Raw genomic sequence first — 23,316 nt, 5'->3', positions numbered from 1 at the left:
CCGCACCCAAATCGCCGAGCAACAAAAGCGCCTCGAAGCCCTGAAAGGCGACGAGAAGCTCAAGCGTGAAATCGAGTTTGAAACCAAGCTGCGCGCACTGCTGGCCGACTACAACTACTCCCTGCGCAACGTTATCGCCCTCCTCGATCCGAATGCTGCCAAGACCGCCACAGCGCCGGTGAGAGGTGCTCGTCGTGAGCGTGCTCTGAAGCGTTACAAGAACCCGAATAACGGTGAAGTTGTAGAAACTAAAGGCGGCAACCACAAGGTACTGAAAGCTTGGAAAGAACAGTACGGCGCCGAGACTGTTGAGAGCTGGCTGCAGTAAGCTTAAAGCTGCACGATAGGGCCGCGACTGCGGCCCTTTTTGTTTCTGGGCTAGGTAGCAATGGTGTTCATGGATTTGTCCGTCGCGTACGGGAGGACAAGGATGATTAGCCAGGGCATGGGTCGCTAACCGGCCATAGGCGGACCTTCAGGCGTACCTAAGAAACTCGGGGCGTTTCAGACTGGAGCCTGGGGGGGGGCTTTTCATTTTTAGTCTGGAGGTGTGCTCAGGTTGGCATCGCGGCGGCTCCGCCAAATGGCTTGGACAGCCATGACTCTATGCCGGCCTGCCGGAATCCCAAGGGAGCTAGTTGTTAGCGGGCACTCGACCGACGCGAGTCCAAAGTGCCGGGAAGGGCTTGAACGGGCATTCTCCCGTCGCGTTGTAGCGGGAGTAGGAAACAGGCACCTTTTCGCTGTCGTCCTCCCTGAACGTGACAAGCCCGCACTCCTGCAGAAGGGCCGTCTGGTTCGTCATACGCTGTGCAATAGGAACCTTCCCATGCCAGCTGCCGGACTGCACGGAGTGGGCCTCGCGGCGCTGATCAACCTGGACAAACTCGACCACCGGGTGGCCAGACTGGGTGTAGAACTGGAGATAATTTCCAGGCTGCATAGGGAAGTCCACTCGGGGAAACGGCTCGCTGCCGCCGCAACCGGCGAGCACAGCAACCGCGAGGATGGTGAGGAGAGAGCGCATTGGATTGCTCCATGTTCAGGTAGTTATTGCTACTCGATCTTCGGCATCGTAATGGGCCTCTCGCTTGGCCCTCCAGCATTGCGCTAAGACAGCTCCGGCAGTGGGGCGCGCGGGCAGCGGCCTCGGCAGACTGCCTGCGAGCAGCCTCCAGCTGGATCTGCAGCAGGTCGGTCTATGCTCTTAGCCGAGAAATGGGAGCGTAGTATCCATCACTGGGTGTTCGCTTCCGACGAAGTACAGCTGTTAACCAGTCGAGGGGGGGCTGGTTGATGCACTGGAGTCTCAGCGCGATGGCCATGATGGATCGCCCCAAACTCGCGGCAGTTGGTCTTTAGCGACGGTCGATTACGCCAGCAGCAATCAACATCGCAGCATCCGCTTCGCTGATCACAGCTTTGGCTGCGCCATTGCTGAAGACAGGGCCGTGCGGGTGCCCGCTTTCGATGCTCGATTCATTGAACGGGGCGTTAAAAGAAACACCGTCAACGATGATTACCTGGGCTCCTTTGTGGATTTCTACAGTGCAAGCCATTTCTTCTCCTCCTTTGTGGATTGATTGTTTGCGGCAGGTGAACCTGATTTTGTCAGTTACTAGTAGCCAGAATAACGGCTGCTAGTTCTTCCTAGCTACAGTGGCTAATTCTCTCACAGCTGTTGGGAATGCAAGCCGAAATCCAGGAACCAATGCGTCTGAATCATAATCCGGAGCCCCCTCTGCAGCTTCATCTGCGAAGTTGTAGTGATTTTACCAACAATTTGCACAACCACTGACCAGTCAATTGCATTCCAGCTGACCAAGCCTTTGAGTTCGACTTGACCAGCACAGACCCTAATCACGACTGGCAGAAACCGGCCGATTCTGTTGAAAAACTCCCTCGACGATTTCCTTTGCCAAAAGCACGCAACTGAGGCTGAAATCTGATTCGCTGCGGTGGTCGAGCAGCTCTAGATTTCACGTAGAAACGTTCGATTAGGATGTTTTTCAGGCTGCGAACAAGCAGCTCTGCCGCACACCGAGTTTTTCAACAGAATTGGCCAATAGCTGCCTGTCGTAACTGACGGTAATCGCCCCATAGCGTATGGCTGCGCTCCGGTCCCGTTGCAGGTAATGCGTCGACAGTAACGGGGCCGAGCTCTAAGGCTCGTGAAGTAAGCAAACCAGTGGGGGCAAGTCTCCCTTCTCCAGGCAAAAGCTACACCTTCAGCCAGCACCTCACTCAGTCGAAGTTTGGGCCCAGGCGCTTACGGTTCAAGTCGCTCATGAATAGATTGAAGATATGGTTGTACTCTTTGGCCTTAGTTTCAATCGCAGTGACCTTGTGGAACCGGATGGAGCCAACTACTACAGCCAGTTTGGCTGGCGGCCCAAATGGGTTTTCCGGTGGCACAGAAATGGGGACAGGACCATCCGCCAGATCGTGATCGGCCGGATGCACGTAGGAGAGACGGCTAGCCTCTGGGAAGAGAACCACGTTGGTCCCGGTCTCACCCGTTTGGACGGAAGGGAACACCAGGCCATCCACGTACTTGCCGAAGCGCAGTCGCAGATACTCGAAGACCACCTGCGTCGACAGATAGCTCAACTCGTCGTTGCGCGCCTTGGGCCGGGACATCTTCTTGACCAACGAACCCAGGAACACTTTCCGATGCAGTGACTCGCGGAATCCCTCGTCCAGTAACGTGAGCGCCGGAGGCTCTACTCGGTCCAGCACGGTGAGGTCCAGAAGCTTTAGCTCGCCGATGGGGGTCAGTGCTGCGCTGACCACGTAGTCACCGGTGATTGAGCGGATTTCGCTGAGGCAGGTTTCTCGCTCCAAGGCGCAATATAGGGCGGAGATTCCATTCGGGGTCATCCGCTGGCTGCTGGCAAGATGCTTTGGCGTAGGGCCGAATTGGCCTGCGGGATTGCCGATGATTTCCTCTGCCTGTTTTTGATTCTGGGCATGGCGTGCCCGGTAGAGCAGCTCGCCATGAACGATAGTCCGCACTACCTCCGGCTTGAGCTGCTTGTCGTCATTGACCAGCACCGAAAACACTGAATCGAGGAACTGGTCGGCTCCGACATTGAAATAGCGGTGCTTGTAGTGGATATCCTCAACGAACTTCTTCCAGCGGGTCTCGTAGATGTTCTGCTCCAACGAGCCATCGTCGTCGTAAAAATGCGTTTCGTCCCCCTGGTCGTCCACCCTGAATTCATGTGGAGCGCCATCGCAGAGATCCGCTGAGTAGGGCTCGTTACCGAGCTCAAACCACTCCGTGAGGACGATATCGATAACCGAAACGTTGATGAAGTCCGACCCGCAGTCATACAGCATGCCGAGCTCATAGTGAGAGAGGTCGTCCTTGCGGGCAACATTCTCCGCGACGCGCTCGTAAACGTAGTCGAACAGTCGCTTCGACTCCATCGCGTACCCTTGACGGCCGCAATAATTGCAGTAACCCGCCGTCCCGTGTGTGTCAAACAACTTCTTGAGTGGAGCTGGTGTTACACATTCAACGCAAATCATAGGCACTTCTTGCACCTCGCATTTCGTGGTCGTCTCAGGCGCGGAGGCGCTTATGAAGAAACGTGCGCCATAGGCGGTGTTCGACCTGTATACATATCCAATGGCGAGCGACCAGCAGGCCGGGTAATTGACGTTTTGCCAGGCTAACTGACACGCTCCCGCAATGCACACTAGCGGAGCAAGTGAATGCCCTCTCGACGCCCCTCGCAGATGACTCTCCAATCTCGGACTGATGGAGGGCCATTCATAGATTTTCTACTCTACGATGACGAGGGGGCTCCGAGCGATGATGCTCAGGAAGTGAAAAGCTGTGATGTCTATTTCAGCGACATCACTCCAGAGCTTGAATCTCCTGATGCGTTGGAAACCTGGCATCGAATCCTGTCCATAACTCCCGAAGAGATATGCATCTTCCCCATTCATCAGCGAGTGGGGAAAACGGACTATGGGACCCCTAAGCACGGTCCTATAGAGCAAATTATCCTCGCCCGGCCAAAGGCCCATCCATACAGCGTTCCCATCAATCGCGACGAGCTTGAAGGACTGCTCAGCTCTCTTCCTAGTGGCTTCGCGAAGGATTGGCAAATTGGCTTGGGCCTGCTGTGGGAGTACCGTTTCGTCATCGAATCGATAGCCGACATAGGCGGTATAAACACCATTGTCATTCATGGCGAAGATGGCTCAGATGACGCAAAGATTGTTGGCAGTGTTTACTACCTCGGCATCGATCGATATTTAGAGCTCAAGCGCAGCATTGATCGCTTGAGCCAAAGGCACCAACGCGAAACACGAGCGGACAAGCAATTAGTTTGCTACACGGGATTAGCCCACGCCGCAGACCCGATTCGAAACCCCGAGCGGCCAAAGAAACTTCCGGCGAATGTCTTGACGGGCCTCATCAAGCTAGGCCGGGGGCGCTCTAAGCTGTCTAGGGCCGACCAAAAATCAGCGGTTCATCTGGTGAAAGACAACGCCGAGGTAATCGTCAAGCAGGCGCCCCAGATGCTGCTTGAACTCAAGGCGGACATTGAGCGGGTAACCTTAGGAGAGCTGATTGAACGCTATATAAAACTCATGTCTGCCGGCGCGCCGGAAGGCAAGTGGCAGAAGTTTCTCGCTGAGAATCCGTTCATCCTGGATATGGCGTTTCCCTATCCAGTGAAGGTGGTCTGCGAACGACCGTACGTGGGCAGCAAGCGCCTCTCTGGGCGGGGCGGAAACTTCTCAGACTTCCTTGTTGCGGCAAAATCGACAGGCAACGTTGCGATCATCGAGATCAAGCACCCGCAACATGATCTGCTGAAAGTCCCTGAATACAGAAACAATACGTATGGCCCCTCCTTCGAGCTGAGTGGCAGTGTCGCCCAAATAATCAATCAGCGGGCAAGCCTGCAGCGACAAATTCACGACCTTAAAGAAGAGTTGGAGGATGAGGTACACGCGCACGCCATTCCAGCCATCATCATAATTGGTCGCACACCCACTGATAAACACCAGCGGCGCTCGTTCGAGCAGTACCGAAATGCTCTTAAAGATGTGTCTGTGGTGACTTTTGATGAGCTGCAGCAGCGCTTGGAAGACATTCACAAGGTGCTCGCACCTTCGACGTCAGCGAGTTCCAACCAAGATCCGAGCGCTAGCGCTGAGTATGACAACGTTCCGTTCTAGTGAACTGCCCACGATTCGTAGGCACGCCTACTGTCCCGGCCTGGCGGGAGCTCATTGAGCGCCCAGTACAGGTATTCGTCTTCGGGAAGATCGAGCTGGCTCAGCATCATGGCCGTCGAGGGTGGTCCCGACGCGTTAACGAAGTGTTCTAGGCGGCAGATGGCTGGATTTTCCCCCAGATACAGCGGGGGAGATCATTGATATTTCATCGTCTTCCGTTGATTGCAGCCCCTGTCCCAGGCAGATCATTGCCGTGCTTCGCCTTAGGCAGCCGCCAAGCAGTCTTCAAGCGACGCCTCCCCATTCCAGTGCGCGCAGGACTCGACGAGCCTGGTTCGCGCCAATCTCAGTTTCGCACAGCATAATCGGTTGCTGATTGCCGAGGGCTGCGTTGGGAGATGAGAGCCACGTGAGTGCTTGGTCCCGATCTTCAAAGACCTCGTGCGCTAGGTTGGCCACGGAGGCGAGTCGATCCAATCTCTCTGACGTCACAGAGCTCAATCGCTGTCGGTCTTTCAGGCGTCGTAACAGGGTTGATTGCGACACACTGAATAGCTGCTCTGCAAGGGATGCCGTCAACGTAAGTGCAGACCTGATCGTCACCAGGTGGTTAGCTGAATAGCCCTGGGAAATCCGAGCTATTCGCTCCTGTTCACTCGCGCTGGCGATCTTCATTGCCAAGCTCCAGAAGTCCGTCCTGCTGTTAGGATCAGCCCCGGACCTCTTTGGCCTGCCAGCACTAAGGTCTGTTTCCGCTGAGGAGCCGGACGATCTCATCAGACTGTCTTTGACGCTCGACTTCACAGTCGATCCGGCTAGCGATTTGGCGGACTCCTTCCTAGTCCCAGGCTTGGACTTTTCGTTTCCGCTCCGCTTCTTGACTGTCATCGCACACCTGCCCGTCATTTGACTGATGTTTAAATGCCACTCGGCAGTATAGGTCCTAAGGCTTGTCAGATCGTTATTTGACCAATGTCAGATAATGATATAGATTTCTGACATTAAAGACGGCGTAGGCCCGTGAGTGATGAAAACTCTTCCTGAAACCATCCTGGATCACAGCAGGCAACTGCCCGAAGGGGGCATGCTGATGCCTAAGGAGTTCCTGCATCTCGGCAGTCGGGCGGCTGTGGACCAGGCGTTTTCACGTTTGGCGAAAGCGGGGTTGCTCATGCGTGCCGCGCGCGGGCTTTATGTGGCGCCAGTTTCGAGCCGATTCGGAGCGCGTCCCCCCGCGGTAGAAAAGACGGTCCAGTCTTTGGCTCAGAAGACACAGGATGTGATTACTGACAGTGGGGCGCGAGCAGCAAACGGTCTTGGGCTGACCACCCAGGTGCCGGCTAGATCTGTGTTCCTCACCAGTGGGCGAGGACGCATGCTTACGTTGGGTAAGTCGAAGGTCGAGATCAGACGGGCGCCCAAGTGGATGCTCTTGCTCGGTGAGACGCGCCCCGGTGCAGTGATTCGGGCGCTCGCTTGGTTGGGGGAAGCGCACATAAGTGGAGCGATGGAAAAGCTGCGCAAGCTTCTATCCCCGAGGGATTGGCAGGAGCTGCGCTCTGTCCGGCACCTACTGCCGTCTTGGTTGGCCATGTCTATCAGTCGCGAGGTGGTCTGACAGACGTGGCAGCTCAGAGGTTCTTTAGTAGGGGCGGTTTGCCACACGAGAGCTGACCGTAACGCTGGCGTACTCGCCGGCAGTACGTACGACCAGGGTGGAATATCTGGCGACCCAGATCAGCTTCCGCTTGGTGAAAGGCACCTCGTTGGATGAGGTGCAAAAGCACTTCAACCAAGTCAGCAAGGCCGATGTCGAGTCCCGAAATGACGACGCAGTACCCAATCGCGACATTTCGGCCCAGCAGCGAAGCCGGGGCACCGTCCAGTCGTCGCGCTGGACGTTCGAGCGTCGAAATCCCGATGAAAAGTGGCTTGTGGTGGTGGTCAGGCAGGATCGCGAGTGGAACCATCCAGATGTGCTCGATGAAGAGCCATACGCGCTGGTTGTGACTGTCGCAGACAGGGATAACGAGAACGCCCAACTCTATACCCAAATCCAAGCCGTGATTGCTCAACAGGCTGAAGCTCGTGAGCGGCAGCAAGCCGAGCGTCTGCGGGCTCGTCGTCAGTAATCCCTCGGGAAGACCGACGCCTTTCAAGGCTTCGGGGCTCGTCTAGGCTTAGCAAGGTGCCAGCACGGGACTGTTGGCCACAACTCCTGTGGAGGTGGACATGACAATGCCAAATGAGCGATCACGAGCGGTGGTGAACACCCGGGACTTCCTCGTAGCGCTTTCTCGAGATAGCGCGCTGCCAGAGAAGGTGCGCCACGACGCCAAGTTTCTCCTACGCCATTATCCAACACGGGATGACGTTATCCTGGCCGGTAAGATCGAGGAGCAATCTGAAAATTTACCCATCGAGGCTTTGGGGCCTGTCTTCAGCTCCTCGGTTAAGTAATTGATTGCCTGGATTGTCCACGAGCGGTGCAGGAATTTTCCGCTCTGAAGGCTCCGTGGTCAGCATCGACTTTTTACTCCCTCTCATCCTGCTCTTGGAAAGCAGGGGTGTCGAAAAGCCGGACTAGAAATTCTTCGGCGCGCTCCACCATCGTTCCGGTCAAAGTTTTATGCCTGCAAGGACCCCAGAAAAGGCCGTGGCTTTTAGTGGTTAGTGTGCGCTCTGTCGATGAGGTTGAGCCAGCGATTAGCAGCAATAAATCCTTCAGTAGTGAGTTCTCATCTTCACTGTGTAGCTTCCCCCAAACAAGTGCAGTTGAAATATATTGATCCATCCGCATTTGCAGCTCAAAGACGAAACGTATTTCGCCTCGAAACTCGACTCTGGCTATAAGGGCGGCGCGTTGTCGAAGTTTTAGTTTGTCACTAAATAGCCAAGCTTTCTCTTTTCCGTCAACCTCTCGTGGTAGTAAGCAGAGTGGGACTCGATCGTCTCCACAAACTAGTGTCGTACTTGCAAGGTCGGGGTTAATAAAATTAACTGAGGCGAGCTTGGCTTTGTGTGCGGCAAGTAACATTAGGGAAGATAATACACACTGGTCGTGAACGTCTTTGGCGGAAAGTTGAACATTTTCTAACTCTCTGTGACTCTCTAACGTCTCCGGTGGCGACTCTTCTGCCTCTCTGGCGTCGGCTCTGCGTTTGCTTGGGCCGGATCCACCCTGTGCAGTGGAGGCTTCTTCAGTCGCTACATTTTCTCTGGCATAGCGAGCGCCTTTTCTGTCTTCTGACTTTGGCTGCATAGAGCGCTTTAGGGAGACATTTTTGAGGCGAGGGAAACGTTGACCGAGATGGGCTTGTTTCACTTCGCTCGGAACTGTTCTGCGATCCCCTGGTTCGTCCGTGATGGTTTTTGGAGCTTCTACATCCACCAGCTTCCTAGTGGCCTCAGGTTCGGCAGCTCTATATGTGGCCTTGCTGGATTTCTTATCACGCTCCCATTCAAGATGGTCGAAAGGGGGTATCCATCCGCATTTGACGATCTCAGTAACTATCAAGCGGCTACCGTAGTATCTGCCTTTAAGTTTGAGTTTAACTTTCCCTTTTATGGGGGGGATGGCTCGGATAGCCCATTTTTTGGCTTTTTTTCGACCATCTGGGCCTCTGTGTAGAAATATGCTCTTTGCGGATTCTAATGCGTAATCGTCGAAGAGCAGCATTGCTAAGTAGCGGGCATCTTTCGATGGGATGCCATCCTTCAGCCAGATTTTGCGGTAACGCCCACTGGTTATGGACTTGTCGCGGTCATAGATTATGGATTCTGGACTTAGAATTGACTCGCTCAGAACTAGTTGGGTCAAGAAGGTAGAGTTGGCATAGAAAAATGAGAAGATATCTGTGCATGAAACTATTATGCTGTAGGGGTCGCCATTGTGGCCGATGCCTACAAATAGCAGGTCTTTATCTTCCGGTGAGCTGAATTTTGTACTCTTGAATATAGTCTCTGAATTTTCTGTGTCGAAGCGCTTGAAGAGCTTCAGGTTCTCGGGGGAGAGATCGAGAGTGATTTCAACTTCTGATTCTTCGTCCAGCTCATACTGTTCAGGAAGCAATTGGCCGTCTCGGATGAGCCTGTTTCTCAGCATCAAGGGGATGTCGCCAATCGGCACCGAGACGTTTTCGGTATCCTCTATTTCTGTCCGCTCTCCGAGCTGCACAACCCGTCCGATGGTGACCTGGATCCATAAATCCTCTTTGGAGTCATCCGATTGAACCGCATCGGTTTGAGGGTTTGGGTCTCTTCGCTCTAGATACTTGAGGTCCAAGATGCGCCATAGGCCGTCCCGATGGAGCAGTTTGTGGTGGGGTAGACGAGCCATCCACACATCCCATTCTCAAAAAAGAAGAGATAGTGTCAAAAGCGAAATCTATTCGCAAATAGCGTAATTTCTAAGACCTTGGGCAGGTCGGCAGGCGCCAGGTTGAGGGTGGACGTAAATGCCATATTAGGGATGAGCAAGGTACTCATATCGTGCGTACCTTGCCGCTTGGCTAGGACTCTAAGACTCTGCTTGAGCAAGGCATGAAAAAAATCATCTCTATATTCTGTGAAGGCAAAATGTATTCACGGATCTATGCGACTACTGTCGAGATCAGAACTGAAGAATTGGAAATAAATCCAGATTCTTGGGTTTATCGGCTGCTGATACTTCTCTCTGAAAATTCGGAAGTTAAAAAGCTGCATACTTCGACTGTGGCGCTATTTATTGATGCCATTAAATTGGGTTGTAAAAATGAGATATTTAATAAAGTTAAAAATCTCATGGTGACCGAATTGGCCGACTCTAAGCTGAGAGAGATGTTCTTTCATTTGGAGGAGGAGGCGCGCCAGTCAGAGCTGTCGCTGTCAACAAAATACAAGCTATCTCAAAATTTCAGAGGCTTGATATTTGAGTGGATTGACAGATTAGGCTTGGAAAGCCCCATCCACAGACAATCAGTTGGATTCAAGTCAAGCTTGAAGTATAAGCGAAATCCACGAGAAATGATTAGCGATTTCGCAGATTCAACCGCGCCTGAAGGTCTTAATGTACCAATTGGGGCAATTGAGTTTAATGCTATTAACGAACTCCATAGTAAGGCGTTGGAGAAAGTTGAATTTGATCTGAGCAAAATTGTTGAGGCGGGTGGTCGCGAGTTAGAGTGGCATCAAGAAGTTAGAGAGTACTTGAAAGAGTGTAGGGAGATAGACCCTGGCCGTACACTGCTACAAATAGTTCGCCGCCTGTTGCGCAAGAAAATTTCAAGGCCAGCTTGGGAATCATGCGGAATCTTCAACAATTCGTGTGAAAGTATTGTGTCGGCAGTTCTGCAGGTAATTGACGATGATCGATTGTGTCATCTTGATCGTGAGTACAAACCCTCCTTTGAGTGGTTTAGTCGATATGCCGATCAGCTAAGTAAAAGATTCAGTGTGCCTATATTGGGTAGGCGACTATTTTTCTTAGAATATCGACTTGAAACTCTGGAAATGAAGGCGATATTAAATATTTTGCTTTGTCATACAGGTTGGAACACTGGTTCATTAATAGAGATGGAGCGGAGCTCCATCTCGCCCCAAGACGGGGGTTATGAGCTAATGGGTTTCAAGCAAAAAACGGGTAACTATACCCCTCCTGTTCATTTGGATAAATACTATCCCTATGGGATAAAAGCAATTGGCCTGCTTATTTGGAATAGAGATCAATTAATAAAATTTGGATTGCTCGATAAGGATGATCAGCGTTTATGGTTTTCTTGGGGGCTGGGGTTTGCGGCGTATGAGGATCAAAGCATTGGCATATTTATAGATCTGAGATCGTTTACGAAACGTCACGGTTTGCCTAATTACTCATATGAGCAAATTCGCACGCAAGTCATGGCTAAAGATATTTTGGCAAATAAAGGCAGTATAGATCCTGTGCGTCGGGGTGCAGGTCATAAATTTTCTATAACAACTCATGGCTACCTTCAGCAACTGGTTTTCCATAGGTTGGCCTCAGCGGTCAACTTAGATTTTCAGCGCAAGTTTGAATCGACAATTTTATGGCGCCTGAAGGAGAAGGATGTTGCAGGTACCACCAAATCAACGAGCGGACCAAAGTATCTCTTAGACCTGACTCCAGTCGGTGATGGTACTTCTTGTAGATCCCCGACTGATGTCCCTCCTGGCTTAGAACTGGTTGATGGTATTTGTCGTGCAGAGCAATGCCATGTAAATGGTGGTTGTCCAAATCAGATGATCGTGATCGATCAGGAAGCGCTGCGCGCCCTAGTCAGAAAGCGGAAGTACTACATAGGTAATTGGCAGAGACTGTACCTTGAGAACAGGCACAAGTTTGAGGCAATTCATGCTGCTGCATTTCTATTTAATATCGCGCTTTACGATTACATAAAGGATTCAAGCTACTCGGGGTTTCTTCGCGAGGTAGAGAGGGAGATTGGATGATGGAAATTGAAGGAAAACTCCGTGGTTCGCAGGATTTTGAGGGTGGGGATAAAAATCCAATAGGACAAAGCGCGACACCCACAGTGGTAAGAAAACTACATCCTGACCTAGTGGTTACGGAAGATTTCGTACTGCTAGTTAGAAGGCTGGATGCACGCGCTGATGAAGAACAGTTCTATCCAGTGGATTTGAATAAATATTGGTTGGCGCCAAATGTTGTATATCCAGATGGCTTGCCATTGCTGAGCAGGACTGACTTAACGGCTGCAATAGTTGAGGTGGTTGATGCGTTTTTGTATCGAGTGGAGCCTTCAAAGTCAAGACATACTAGGGTGGCATTTATTGTTGGTACGCTTGCCAAATTTTTTGAATACATGTGGTTCAACAATGTTTATAAGTTAAGTCAGTTGACGGAGGCGCTGTTTGATAGATTGTTTGACTTGCTGGTTGAGGGTGGATGGCATAGCGCACTGTCCATCAATGTGAGATTGGAGAAGGCGCTTTCTGCTCTCTCTGAAGAAGATAGGGGGCATGCTCTTTTTATAGGTAATAATCAAAACAATTCGGTCAGGTCGCAAGAAGTAAAAAAGCTCTTGGCTACGAATATCGAGGCTAGAGAGGTGGCTGTTTACTTCCGAATGATTAAACTCTTCCAGTTAGAGAGAGGTTGGCTCTCGAAGTTGCCCAAGGCGGCTGAAGAGGAGTCCGCTTCGCCTGATGGTTATGGGTATAGCATTCTACGTCAGACACTTGAAGCAATTAATATGTTGTACGGTATTACTGATGGATCTCATATATTCCCATATGTTGAGCACGTAACGCGTGCAAAAAGGGCTACATCTCCGCCAGGTAAAACCATCAATATGTCGCCAGCCATTGCTGGGATACTCTTGTCCAGCGCATTTAAATGGATTTATGATTGCTCTGAGTATGTGATAAAAATTCTTTCCGAGCTCTGCGATTCTGTGGTTAATGCCTCTAGGGAAGGAAAGACAACTCTAGGTTGTTATCACGCGCAGGTCCTCAATAATTCTTTAGCGAGAAAAGAAATTGAAGAACTGACAGGCTTAAAAATAAAATGGGTTGATAGCCGTTATGGACGAGATGGTTTGTCCGTGCGTGAATTGATTCAATGCTTGCAGACCGCTTGCTTTATTGTTATTGCAGCACTAAATGCGCGTCGGCGAGATGAAATTGAGCATCGCAAGTTCGGTGTTCATTATGGATGCTGTCAGGAAGTCAAAGAAAGCGCCGGTCTGTTTGAGTTGACGATATATGTGGAGAAGAGCCTTAAGGATTACGACATATTCTATGTCGGGGAATCTACTGTTAAAGCTATATCAGTTCTTGAGCGGCTGCAGGATTGCTATGTTTCTCTCGACAAGCTTCTTGGTCGAGATGTTTGGGATGCAGCTCCTGTCCGCGAGAGAGTTTTATTTAGCTACCGCCGGATGAGTAGAATTGATGGAGTTGGCAAGAAGAAATGTTGGTTCCATTTCGAAGGCGGCCCAGAGGGGGCGGCTAGTCAGTTTCTCTCTTTGGCTTTGAATGAAGATGTTGGAAGTTTTCCAGTGACACCTCATATGTTCAGAAGAATGTATTGCCTCCTCTTCATGTATAGGTATGAGTTTTCAGATATTCGTTATCTATCTCATCATCTTCGACATGGTGATCTGGTTCAAACGCAAACTTACGTTACAGATCCGGATAATGTCTCTGAGCTCGAAAGTATTGATACCTATTATGGCTCCAAGCACGCTTCGTTATCTAGCCGGAAGCATATAGTTGATATTCAGTCTGAAATGCGCGAAGTCGCAAATGAAAAATTAGGCGATATAGTGTTTTCGATTATTACTGGTGATAGTCATGCGGGAGGGTTCTCAAGGTTCGTTCGTACAATTTACAAGCGTTTCATGAAGAGCGTCGATTTTGGCGAGCTTGATATTGAGGCGAGAGCTAATAAGGTTGCCAGTAGGCTTCAAGGTAAGGGGTATTTGCCTGAACCCTTCAAACACGGGAACTGTATGGCAGGCTCGGCCCGCGCTCAGTTGACTGCGGCATGTCGCAGTTCTGACGGGACTGGGCCCCAAAAGATGCGGGCGTCCCCGGAGTTGTGCTCTAAGTGCTCTCTGCATTGTACAAACGTTAAGTTTTTGGAGAATTTGAAAGCTGATTTTATTGCTATGAAAGATCGGGCTGCGGAGATGCAAGCCGGCTCGTTAGAGCTTCGGGCGCTAAAGACAGATGCTGATAATTTAGAGAAACTCATCCAGCATTATAATTTGCAGTTTGGAAGTTAATGATGAGTAAGGTATCTGCCAACAAACTTAAAGCGCTTAATCGGATCGAATCGAAAATAGCCCTGCTTGAGTCCTGGGCTGCAACAGGAGTGCCAGGTAGGCCTGATGGCGGCGGGAAGGAGTTCTATCCGAAGAGTGTGCGGCAGTTTAATTTTTGGGATCTTTCTGAGAATTCAATATGCGTGCGAGAGCAAAATCCAAATTGCGCACGCAGTGCAAATGATACGCTCAATCAGTATCCGCACTTGCGGGCTCACATTGAGACTCTCATTGTGGCTATTCGGCAGAGGGCGGAGGGCGGCGCTACTAAATTAGAGAAGATCAAGGCATTAAAAGAGAGGTTGGCAATATACCAGGAGTATTCGTCTGTCTTAGAGCGACAACTGGTTATACTTCGGTTGCAGAGTTCAGAGCAAGAGGCCGCTTTTCGCTCGGAAATTTCGCGATTGCAGAATATATTGGCGGAGGAGAAGTCGCTTTTCTTTCTGCTTAAGAAGGAGAATGGCAACCTTGAACGGAGGATTTCTGAACTGACTGCGACTCTCAAAAAGGTCGCTCCGCTTCGAGATATTTCCGATGAGTAGCCAAAATCGAATATCTGTTTCTTGGGTGGAGGTTGAAGATTATAGATATGCAGTCGCTTATGATTCGGTTACGAAGATGGTCGATTATAATCTGCTTGATTATTCAATTCATCTGGCGAAGAAACTGGCTTTAAGCTCTCTTACTGTTCGTAACATGGTCTATCATGTGACTCCATTTCTGGCATGGATTTCGGAGAATAACATATTAATTTCCCATATCGGAAATCATTCGATTACCAAATTTAGAGATGATGAACAGAAACGTTTGGTAAAGCGTTTCGGTGACTCCGTCAAAGCTCATAAAAGAACCGTAAATAGTCGACTCGTATGTGTTTATCAGTATCTGGTGTGGCTTCAGTGGAAACGCCCAGATTACATTAAGTTAATTGGTCCAGATGGGCAGGTAACCAGCAACTTGGTCATCGACAGTGCTGGGAAGCTCATTAAGTCAAAGCGTCGAGCGAAAGGGTGCTACCCATTATTGTTTTCCGATTCAGGCTCATCGTCTCGTCATAGATCGGCATATGAAGCAACAGAGCAAGACTGCGACGACATAAAGACACATTTTCTCGGTGGGCGGTCTTCATATATTGCCGCTCGCAATATATTGATGATGGATATTATGTCTCAAGTTAGCCTGAGAAGGGGGTCAGTTAACTCTTTGCGGGTTTCGCAGTTTATGGTGGCAGATGATTACTTTGAGAAGCGTGATTTCTTAACGGTTGTCCCGGACTCTCAGAAGTTTGGGTATAAGAAGTCATACAAGTTCCCTCCCATGCTGACATATAAAATTCAAGATTTTATTGAGACCCATAGAGCCACTTTGATTGGTCAAAAGAACGTGTCAGGGCGGGATACTCAAGACAGGATCTTCTTGTCACATACCACAGGGCTACCCCTTTCTAATTCGTCTGTCACCGGTATTTTTTCAAGTGCGTTCGAAAGTATTGGCGTAACAGAGCGAGCATCCGCTCACGCCTTTAGGCACAAATACGCGAATGATAGAATCCACGACGAGATTTTGGAACGCAAGGAAGCAGGCTTAGACACGTCGGATTCTTCAATAGCGTACTCGGTAGCTCCGTCTATGGGGCAGTCAAACCCTGAGTCACTGTTGCCTTACGTCTCAAGGGCGCAAATTAAACTTTCGTCTACTTTAAGAAAAGAAAACTTGGAGTTGAAGGAGTTGAGAGAGGACAATGCTCGGCTTCGCAAGCTCCTCAAGGAGTTACAGGAAGAATAGTCTGGGCAGTTCATTGACGACTTTATCACCACGCTTTAGGCCAAGACCTTGGAGTTGTTCGGTCGGCCGGCGCAGGTTTTCGTCAGTGTACTAGGAGGCTCTAGCTACACGTACTGCGAAGCAACCTGAACACAACGGATCATCGACTGAGTTAGCTCGCACATACACATGTTTGAGCATTCGGTGGCGTCTCGCGCTTCTTGGTTCCTGACAATCTCAAGGCTGCCGTGACCAAGGCTGACTGCTTGGGGCCGGAAATCAACCCGAGCTACCAGGCACTGTGCCGCTACTACGGTATTGCGCCGCTCCCTACGCGACCACGATCGCCCAAAGATAAGGCGAAAGCCGACGGTGCAGTGCTGCTTGCGTAGCGGTGGATTCTGTTTGCCCTGCGGACACACACTTTCTACTCCCTTGAGCAGGCGGATCGAAAAATTCGCGAGCCGCTTGACCACTGAACAGTAAACCCTTTCAAAAGCTGGTCGGCAGTCGGCACAGCCGGTGGTTGGACCAGGCGTGCCTTCTTTAACCGATACCGATTGGAGACTGTTTAGACAGGCAGGCCATGCTCGATCGAGTGGATTACTTGGAGCACTGCCCGACAGCCAGGCCCAGTGACGAGCAGCTCTACCGGCCTTTCGGACGCGAGCGTCAGATTTGGCGAGGTCAGCCATCGGAGGGCCCCATCAAGATTGCCATCGTAGAGCTCCAAAAGAGCATCCAAAACCTCGACAAGGTGATAGAGAACCTCGCTTGATCGTGGAGCCATAATGGCTCGACGAGGTGATGCTCCTAACCACTTTGCGACTTGAGAGCATGGCAGGCCTAACTCATGCGCTAGGTCTGCAGTTAGTTTTATCGGAAGTCCATCCAGGGCGGCATGGTGCATCTGGTAAGGCGTTATTGGTAAACCCAACCGACGATGAATCGCTCCGACTGGCATACTTCAGCGATCCCGTTTTGTGTGTTAAATGGTCTCTACCATCCAGGCCGGGAGCAGAGATCTAGTTGATTGCACGGCCCGCCATTCGCTAGCAGGCAGCAGCTTTTTTAACTTCGCCGCAGACTCATGTGAGTGACGTGGACCCATCCAGGCCAGTGCTCTGACCGCTTCGCCCGCGAATGAAGCTCCGAGAGCCATCTGCCACTTCGGCGCATGCTTGATCACGATCTCGCTCTTACCCAAATGCAGGATTCTTGATCTCCCACTGGTGAGGAATATCAGCCGGACAGGCATCTGTTGCGTCAAGCCCAAGGCATTGGCTGACCGTGCACCGTGGACGACGATCACCTCACGGGTTGCTTCAGCAAGGGATCGGATCACCATCTCCGGCGCAGGAGATCGCCTACCAAAGCGGCTAACGATTGGCGCTACGTATAGGCCGCGTGCCAAACGTAATAAGTGCTCTTCCTTCGCTAGCCGAGATAAGGCCTGATTTACTGCCCTGCGACTACCTAGATGAAGAAGGTCTCGAGCCAACAACAGGCTCCCTTCAGCTAGGCACTGAGTTCGTTTGAGGATTTCCTCAGAGAGACTGCCCATCACACGTGTAGTTAGGCGACCGTGGAACGGTAGATTTGAGCGCGCCCCACACTGGACGAGCTGATGTGATCTCTATCCGAGTAGATAACCCCTGACGCGGTTTTGAGGTCATAGCCCAGTACCTGTTCATCGGTATCGGAGATGCGGACCAGTTCGGCAAGCGGCTCCATCTGCCATGTGCCGGTTCCATTCAGGTGTGCAGGAGTGATGACCTGCACGTCCTCTACTTTGGCGTGGGCAGCGACACGTTCCAGCATCTGCTCTAGCTCTGCCTCGGACGCAACAAGGTACATCGTTCTCCAGTTCGCTCGACCCTTACCTATGTTCAGGGTTACGCAAAACCAGGGACGATGCTGCTCAAGCTCAACAAAGCGCCACAGTTGGTAAGGTTCCCCAAATACTGGCGCGAGCGGGATTTCGGCATGCCGGTGGGTGGTGAACATCGATGGCTCTCTACATTTAAGCTATATACAGCATAGCTCATTCGGCCTCGAAAAGGCTTCATCGTTCCTTTTGCGAGGCAGCAAAATTGGAACTGAATGAAGCGCTTGGGCTGGTGATTAAAGAGCTTCGGCAAAAGAGGGAATTGCCCCAGGAGGGACTGGGCCCCAGCCAGAGCTACATCAGTGCAATTGAGCGCGGCAAGTGGAAGCCTTCGTTGGAGAAGATCGAGCAAGTCGCAGCAATTCTTTCGGTTCATCCCGCCTCCCTGCTCATCCTTGCCTATCTAAAACAGGCACCGGAGGGAGAGGCGGATGAGATTCTCAGCAGTATCCAAGCGGAGGTTGCGGATCTACGGTCTACCTGAAGGAGGCTCGGCGTGGCAGCATCGTCTTCGCAGTGACGCTTTGATCGGTGTTATTCTTGGCCCCTGCCCAAGAGCTTCCTCTCCCGGGTGTGTATACCGGTGATGAAACTTGGTTTGAGGCGGTCTCGTTGAGGCCGCCTTTGTCATTTCAGGAGCAGCATCAGCGCTGAGCCACCGACCAGGCTCCCCAGCTCGTTGTGAGCGCGCTGATGCGGAATGAAGCTTCGGCTCCGTTGTCCGCAGGTGCTCTGACGCAAGCCTTCGGGCAGGTTTTCTGTCCTTAAGCCGGCCCTGGATCGCGAGATTATCTGCAATTATCTCGGCATAGATAATTGATTGCCTTCTAACCAGGCCTCCGGCCCGCATTGTCGCAGCAGCATTTGCTGGTCGCCTGTATTCCATACCCAGCCGTACTCCGGCCAGTAGCCGAGGGTGCAGCGCACCGTGTATTCTCAGACTGCTTGCTCCGAGAATTCGTTGGCGTATAGAGGAAAGAATCGGCGACTTCATAGCCCAGTGGGCCAGCCCGACACCTAGAGTATAAGGCGAGAGCATGGCCAGATTCTTTCCAGTATTCGATCAAGCGGAATTCCGCAGCAAAGGCGAATACACCCTCTTTCAGGAGCTGGCGGCGCTCGACGATAACTTCACCGTCATCCATTCGCTGCCTTGGCTGCTGGGCAGGACCAAGCGGGTGTTTTCGCAAGAGCTGCAGGCGTACCTGCAGGTCTCCATAAACAGAAAGCACCTATCCGGCGAAGTGGATTTCGTGATCTTGCATGCGGAGCTGGGCATGCTTTGCATCGAAACGAAGTCGGGGCTCTACAAGCCTTCCGGCGTTCGATTCATTCACGAGCGTGATGGATACGAAATCGATCCACTGAATCAGGTCAGGGACAATACTTTCGTCCTCACCAAGATGCTGCAGTCGTGGCAGTTAAAGTGTCCAGTCGGGTACGCAGTGCACTTTCCGGACTTCGATCTTGAGAGTTCGCAAATCGCCAGCGCATACGTACCGCTCGATCGTCCGATCCCCGATGGTATTCTGATTCTGCAGAAGCATCGTAGAGACATGCCCGCGCGCATCTTGCAACTTATGGCGCACTGGAAAGCCGCACTAAATTATGGTGTTCAGGACAATTTCGGCCGTGAGGTCGAGCAATTCCTTGACGCGGTTTGGCCGCGGGAAGTTCGGGACGGATATCTTGGCCGCAAGATCGTCGCAGATGGAGCGCTGTGGCTTCGATTAGACGACAAGCAGGCGAGTCAGGTCTCCTTGTGCCTTGATACTGATCAGCGGCTGATTGCGGGCTTCTCCGGTAGCGGTAAGACGCTCATTGCGCGGTCCTTGGCTGAGCAATTTGCGCTCCAGGGGCTCAAGGTGCTTTTCCTGCTGAAGAACCGTCAAATCACGCAGAAAGTTGCTCGTCAACTGAGCCGTTTTGGCCGTTCGGTCACGGTCCAGACCTTTCATTCGTATTGCGAGTCCCTCGGTATACGGAATAGAGAAAACCGTGCTGTTGAGCCCAACTATGACAAGCATCACCTAGCTCTGCATGGAACGGTGGATCACCAGTATGCAGCGCTGATCGTCGACGAGGCCCAGGCCCTCAATGAGGATGATCACTTAGCATTGCGTGACCATTTCGCCAATGCACGCAAGTTCGTATTTGCAGATGAGCTGCAGGTGCTGCCCGGTATCGAGAAGGGCTGTTCCTATCGATTCCTGGAGGATGCCTACGGTGAGCGCTTCTTCTACCTGACGACGGTCTACAGGAATCCCGGCGGCATCACTCAGACCATGATGGGGATGCGGCCGCCAAACCATGAAGTGTACAGCCCTCGGCCAACCTCCAAGCAAGACCTGTCTAGAAGCATCAGCTGGGATGTCTCAAAGAGTGTCCAAACCATAACGGCGGACTTCACGAAGGCCGGTGTCACGAAGCAGGACATGATTGTACTCAGTCAGTTCTCGTTGACCCTTGAGGGGAGCGATGTTTCATGCTCCACGATCTCGGCGTATCGCGGTATGGAAAAACCCGTTGTAATTGTCGTAGCGGGTTTTGAAATGGACGACACCACATTGGCATGCGCTCTCGGGCGAGCCACTACGTGTGCTTACATCATTGTGCCCATCGACATGCTCATTGGGCTGCGCAGCGTAAAGTCAGATTTTCTGCGCAATGGACTGAAGAATACGAGCCGCGCCGTATTCCTCGAAAAGGATGCCCGTGATCAAGCCCCGCGGTTCATCGACAACAGGGTGCAGAAGTATGCAGGCTTAATTGGAAGGCATGAGGTCTTCGGTGAAGGATTTGTCTATGCAAGCCTTTGGAGGCGATGGATCTATGAAGGCGGCACCAAATGGAACAGCCGCGGGGCTCAGCTTTGGGGCTGGTGGCTCTCATTATCGACAAGCCTACGCATCTCTGGTGTTGACCATGCGCATAACGGGCTGACTGACGGAATTCTCCGAATCTGCGCCAAATGCAATAACACTACGCCGCATGAAGTGCTCGGTGGATGTCAGACCTGCCAGGCCACGCCATTGGACGAGGACAGGGTCTCAGAGATTGTATTGCAAGCGGCTGATCTGGGCTCCGTGCGATCAACGTCGAAGGGGCAATCTATCATTGAGGTCGCGGCACTGGTTGGGGATTACCATTTCCCGGGTGCTCATGACATCGTGAGAGGAATTACCGAGGTAGACTTCCTGGCACTAGCCACGACGATCGTTGAGTTTCGGATGCGCCGCGAGGCGGCTGTCGCCACCAAATCTCAGATGGTGCGATGGTTATGCGAAGTGTTGGTAGTCGACGATTTAGTTGGCTCCCTCGAGAGCCTTGTGGGGCGCACGATCAGTAGCCTCTGCGCGCAGAAGCTCATAGTGAAGATCGACACCGGCAAATACCGGCTAACCGATCTTCCATAGCTTCGTAAAGTGCGACTCGTTGGCCGTCATACCGCACTATTGGAGCAGCCTAATGCAGCGCGGCGTGGCCATCCCGGACTGATAGAGGATGGACGGACTGCTTCTGGCCGGTTCCAGCCTGCCGCGACCGGCGACTCCAGGCCAAAAACAGTCATCAAGTGTCTAGGAAAGACGGCGCGGTTCATCGTATTTGTGCGTTCGATTCAGGCGGGTGGAAGCTTCTTTCGACCTGCCGTTTCTAATACCCTATAGCCACTTAATATCTCTTCGACACACCCCCCAAAAAACTAGGGAAATATCAATGTCAATCATTGCCGAATACAAAGCTCTGGAAGCCCAAATCGCCGAGCAGCAAAAGCGTCTCGAAGCTCTGAAAGGCGACGAGAAACTCAAGCGTGAAATCGAGTTTGAAACCAAACTGCGCGCCCTGCTGGCCGACTACAACTACTCCCTGCGCAACGTTATCGCCCTCCTCGAGCCGAATGCTGCCAAGACCGCCGCAGCGCCGGTGAAAGGTGCTCGTCGTGAGCGTGCTCTGAAGCGTTACAAGAACCCGAATAACGGTGAAGTTGTAGAAACTAAAGGCGGCAACCACAAGGTACTGAAAGCTTGGAAAGAACAGTACGGCGCCGAGACTGTTGAGAGCTGGCTGCAGTAAGCTTAAAGCTGCACGATAGGGCCGCGACTGCGGCCCTTGTTGTTTCTGGGTTAGGTAGCAATGGTGTTCATGGATTTGTCCTCCGCGTACGGGAGGACAACGATGATTAGCCAGGGCATGGGGCGCTAACCGGCCCATAGCTGCTTGCTGGGACTGGCTGAAATCGGCCATTAGCAGCCCTTCGCTGGGGCCTCCTTTCTCCCATGTGGGGCTGCTTACCTGTTTGCAGGCACTAGACTGGCGATGAGAGTTGTCACAGAAGCTATATTGCTTCTTGGCCTAGTAGATATCCCTACTTGACCTATCTAGGCAAGGTGATAGCTTCTCGCAACTGACACATGTCTATGCAGGGATTGCAGATGTTGGACGAACCCCAAGGAACGGGTGCCCCGCCCGAGCTGGATACTGGCCTGGCGTGCCTGGTGATGTTGGCGCGCTTCCATAATGTGGCCGCCTCGCCTGAGCAACTGGCTCATGAGTTCGCTGAGGATGGCCGGCGTTTCGGCCGCGCCGAACTCCTTCTTTCCGCCAAGAAGCTGGGCCTCAAGGCCAAGTCCACGCGCAGCTCACTGAGCCGGCTGGACACCACGCCACTTCCCGCCATCGCCGCCGATAACGAGGGCCGCTACTTCATCATCGCCCGCCTCGATGACGGCAAGGCGCTGATTCACGACCCGCGCGCGCAGCGCCCGGAGGTGTTGACCTTCGAGCAACTGGAGCAGCGCTGGAGCGGCGAGCTGTTGCTGATTCGCTCCGAGGCCTCACTGGCCGGCGAGCTGTCCAAGTTCGACTTCACCTGGTTCATCCCGGCCATCGTCAAGTACCGCAAGCTGCTCGGCGAAGTGCTGCTGGTGTCCTTTGTCCTGAATATCTTTGCGCTGCTGACGCCGCTGTTCTTCCAGGTTGTGATGGACAAGGTGCTGGTGCACCGTGGCCTGTCGACACTGGACGTGATTGCGATTGGCCTGCTCGGCATCATGGTTTTCGAGACCCTGCTCAGCGGTCTGCGCAGCTACGTGTTCGCCCACACCGCCAGCCGCATCGACGTGGAGCTGGGTTCACGGCTGTTCCGCCACCTGGTGACGTTGCCGCTGGCCTATTTCCAGGCGCGAAGAGTGGGCGACTCGGTGGCGCGGGTGCGGGAGCTGGAGAACATCCGCAGCTTTCTCACCGGCAACGCCATCACCCTGATCCTCGACGTGCTGTTCTCGGTGGTTTTCATCGCGGTGATGTTCTACTACAGCGGCTGGCTGACCTTGGTGGTGATCCTCTCACTGCCTTTGTACTTCCTGATTTCCCTGTTGATCACCCCGGTGCTGCGCGCCCGGCTTAACGAGAGCTTCAGTCGTGGCGCGGAGAACCAGGCCTTCCTGGTCGAGACGGTCAACGGCATCGACACCCTGAAAGCCATGGCGGTGGAGCCGCAGATCAACCGCAAGTGGGACAACCAGCTGGCCGGCTACGTGGCCGCCAGCTTCAAGACCCAGAATCTGTCGACCATCGCCAACGAGAGCGTCGGCTTTGTCGGCAAGCTGGTCACCGTGGCTACCCTGTGGCTGGGTGCGCGTTTGGTCATCGAGGGCGATCTGACGGTAGGTC

The 23,316-nt window shown here is 52.3% G+C and carries 21 protein-coding genes; 13 read left to right on the top strand and 8 right to left on the bottom strand.

Going from position 1 to position 23,316, the window contains the following annotated elements:
* Positions 1 to 10 precede the first annotated feature (10 nt).
* Positions 11 to 328 (top strand): histone-like nucleoid-structuring protein, MvaT/MvaU family, encoded by a 318-nt coding sequence (locus tag PA6_RS23775; RefSeq protein WP_052520209.1) that lies wholly within the window; start codon positions 11 to 13, stop codon positions 326 to 328.
* 306 nt (positions 329 to 634) lie between these two features.
* Here PA6_RS23775 and PA6_RS20860 read toward each other — a convergent pair whose 3' ends face one another.
* From PA6_RS20860 to PA6_RS20850, 3 genes are all read right to left on the bottom strand, one after another.
* Positions 635 to 1,027 carry a hypothetical protein gene (locus PA6_RS20860; RefSeq protein ID WP_021702978.1) on the bottom strand — a complete coding sequence of 131 codons (393 nt, stop codon included), beginning with the start codon at positions 1,025 to 1,027 and terminating at the stop codon, positions 635 to 637.
* Positions 1,028 to 1,358: 331 nt separating this feature from the next.
* Entirely contained in the window at positions 1,359 to 1,559 is a 201-nt protein-coding gene (locus PA6_RS20855) for a hypothetical protein (protein ID WP_021702977.1), read from the bottom strand.
* A gap of 685 nt (positions 1,560 to 2,244) precedes the next feature.
* Positions 2,245 to 3,432 carry an RES family NAD+ phosphorylase gene (locus PA6_RS20850; RefSeq protein ID WP_255209946.1) on the bottom strand — a complete coding sequence of 396 codons (1,188 nt, stop codon included), beginning with the start codon at positions 3,430 to 3,432 and terminating at the stop codon, positions 2,245 to 2,247.
* Positions 3,433 to 3,720: 288 nt separating this feature from the next.
* Between PA6_RS20850 and PA6_RS20845 the strand changes: the two genes are divergently transcribed.
* Complete coding sequence (locus PA6_RS20845) at positions 3,721 to 5,202, top strand: Shedu immune nuclease family protein (RefSeq protein ID WP_021702975.1); 1,482 nt, start codon at positions 3,721 to 3,723, stop codon at positions 5,200 to 5,202.
* Positions 5,203 to 5,487: 285 nt separating this feature from the next.
* On the opposite strand, the gene parS is transcribed toward PA6_RS20845, so the two are convergent.
* Entirely contained in the window at positions 5,488 to 5,877 is a 390-nt protein-coding gene (parS, locus tag PA6_RS20840; RefSeq protein WP_021702974.1) for a type II RES/Xre toxin-antitoxin system antitoxin, read from the bottom strand.
* Positions 5,878 to 6,229: 352 nt separating this feature from the next.
* On the opposite strand from parS, the gene PA6_RS24370 reads away from it, so the two are divergent.
* From PA6_RS24370 to PA6_RS24365, 3 genes are all read left to right on the top strand, one after another.
* A complete protein-coding gene (locus tag PA6_RS24370) occupies positions 6,230 to 6,820 on the top strand; it encodes a DUF6088 family protein (protein WP_043217212.1) in 591 nt (196 codons plus the stop codon).
* A 97-nt stretch (positions 6,821 to 6,917) separates the two neighbouring features.
* Positions 6,918 to 7,334, top strand: a complete 417-nt coding sequence (locus tag PA6_RS20830; protein ID WP_021702972.1) for a hypothetical protein — start codon at positions 6,918 to 6,920, stop codon at positions 7,332 to 7,334.
* Positions 7,335 to 7,434: 100 nt separating this feature from the next.
* Positions 7,435 to 7,662: a BPSL0761 family protein gene (locus tag PA6_RS24365; RefSeq protein WP_021702971.1), complete on the top strand. Its 228-nt coding sequence runs from the start codon at positions 7,435 to 7,437 to the stop codon at positions 7,660 to 7,662.
* 73 nt (positions 7,663 to 7,735) lie between these two features.
* Here the strand turns inward: PA6_RS24365 and PA6_RS23610 are convergent, their stop codons facing one another.
* A complete protein-coding gene (locus PA6_RS23610) occupies positions 7,736 to 9,541 on the bottom strand; it encodes a hypothetical protein (RefSeq protein WP_021702970.1) in 1,806 nt (601 codons plus the stop codon).
* Between the two features lie 203 nt (positions 9,542 to 9,744).
* Between PA6_RS23610 and PA6_RS23605 the strand changes: the two genes are divergently transcribed.
* From PA6_RS23605 to PA6_RS23590, 4 genes are read left to right on the top strand one after another with little or no spacing between them, the layout of a single operon-like run.
* Complete coding sequence (locus tag PA6_RS23605) at positions 9,745 to 11,649, top strand: hypothetical protein (protein ID WP_021702969.1); 1,905 nt, start codon at positions 9,745 to 9,747, stop codon at positions 11,647 to 11,649.
* Entirely contained in the window at positions 11,646 to 13,949 is a 2,304-nt protein-coding gene (locus PA6_RS23600) for a hypothetical protein (protein ID WP_021702968.1), read from the top strand. Before PA6_RS23605 ends, PA6_RS23600 begins: the two co-directional genes overlap by 4 nt.
* A 2-nt stretch (positions 13,950 to 13,951) precedes the next feature.
* Positions 13,952 to 14,533, top strand: coding sequence for a hypothetical protein (locus tag PA6_RS23595; protein ID WP_021702967.1), 582 nt, complete (start codon positions 13,952 to 13,954; stop codon positions 14,531 to 14,533).
* Positions 14,526 to 15,776: a site-specific integrase gene (locus tag PA6_RS23590; protein WP_021702966.1), complete on the top strand. Its 1,251-nt coding sequence runs from the start codon at positions 14,526 to 14,528 to the stop codon at positions 15,774 to 15,776. The genes PA6_RS23595 and PA6_RS23590 overlap by 8 nt, the downstream gene beginning before the upstream one ends.
* Positions 15,777 to 16,326: 550 nt before the next feature.
* On the opposite strand, the gene PA6_RS24680 is transcribed toward PA6_RS23590, so the two are convergent.
* The 3 genes from PA6_RS24680 to PA6_RS23870 form a co-directional block, all read right to left on the bottom strand.
* Complete coding sequence (locus PA6_RS24680; protein WP_169728652.1) at positions 16,327 to 16,545, bottom strand: antitoxin Xre/MbcA/ParS toxin-binding domain-containing protein; 219 nt, start codon at positions 16,543 to 16,545, stop codon at positions 16,327 to 16,329.
* Between the two features lie 198 nt (positions 16,546 to 16,743).
* Positions 16,744 to 17,319, bottom strand: a complete 576-nt coding sequence (locus PA6_RS24360; protein ID WP_043217204.1) for a DUF6088 family protein — start codon at positions 17,317 to 17,319, stop codon at positions 16,744 to 16,746.
* Between the two features lie 11 nt (positions 17,320 to 17,330).
* Positions 17,331 to 17,762, bottom strand: a complete 432-nt coding sequence (locus PA6_RS23870; protein WP_169728651.1) for a hypothetical protein — start codon at positions 17,760 to 17,762, stop codon at positions 17,331 to 17,333.
* 86 nt (positions 17,763 to 17,848) lie between these two features.
* On the opposite strand from PA6_RS23870, the gene PA6_RS20795 reads away from it, so the two are divergent.
* From PA6_RS20795 to PA6_RS20780, 4 genes are all read left to right on the top strand, one after another.
* Positions 17,849 to 18,127, top strand: coding sequence for a helix-turn-helix domain-containing protein (locus PA6_RS20795; RefSeq protein ID WP_021702961.1), 279 nt, complete (start codon positions 17,849 to 17,851; stop codon positions 18,125 to 18,127).
* Positions 18,128 to 18,680: 553 nt separating this feature from the next.
* Complete coding sequence (locus PA6_RS20790) at positions 18,681 to 21,059, top strand: NERD domain-containing protein/DEAD/DEAH box helicase (protein ID WP_021702960.1); 2,379 nt, start codon at positions 18,681 to 18,683, stop codon at positions 21,057 to 21,059.
* A 301-nt stretch (positions 21,060 to 21,360) separates the two neighbouring features.
* Positions 21,361 to 21,717 carry a histone-like nucleoid-structuring protein, MvaT/MvaU family gene (locus PA6_RS20785; protein ID WP_021702959.1) on the top strand — a complete coding sequence of 119 codons (357 nt, stop codon included), beginning with the start codon at positions 21,361 to 21,363 and terminating at the stop codon, positions 21,715 to 21,717.
* Positions 21,718 to 22,076: 359 nt separating this feature from the next.
* Positions 22,077 to 23,316: ABC transporter transmembrane domain-containing protein (locus PA6_RS20780; protein ID WP_043217201.1), on the top strand; the 1,240-nt coding region annotated here is incomplete at its 3' end.

This window comes from Aquipseudomonas alcaligenes NBRC 14159, from assembly GCF_000467105.1.
Classification (GTDB): Bacteria; Pseudomonadota; Gammaproteobacteria; order Pseudomonadales; family Pseudomonadaceae; genus Aquipseudomonas; species Aquipseudomonas alcaligenes.
The sequence above is the reverse complement of the archived record's forward strand: the minus strand, read 5'-3'. Positions and strand labels throughout refer to the sequence as shown.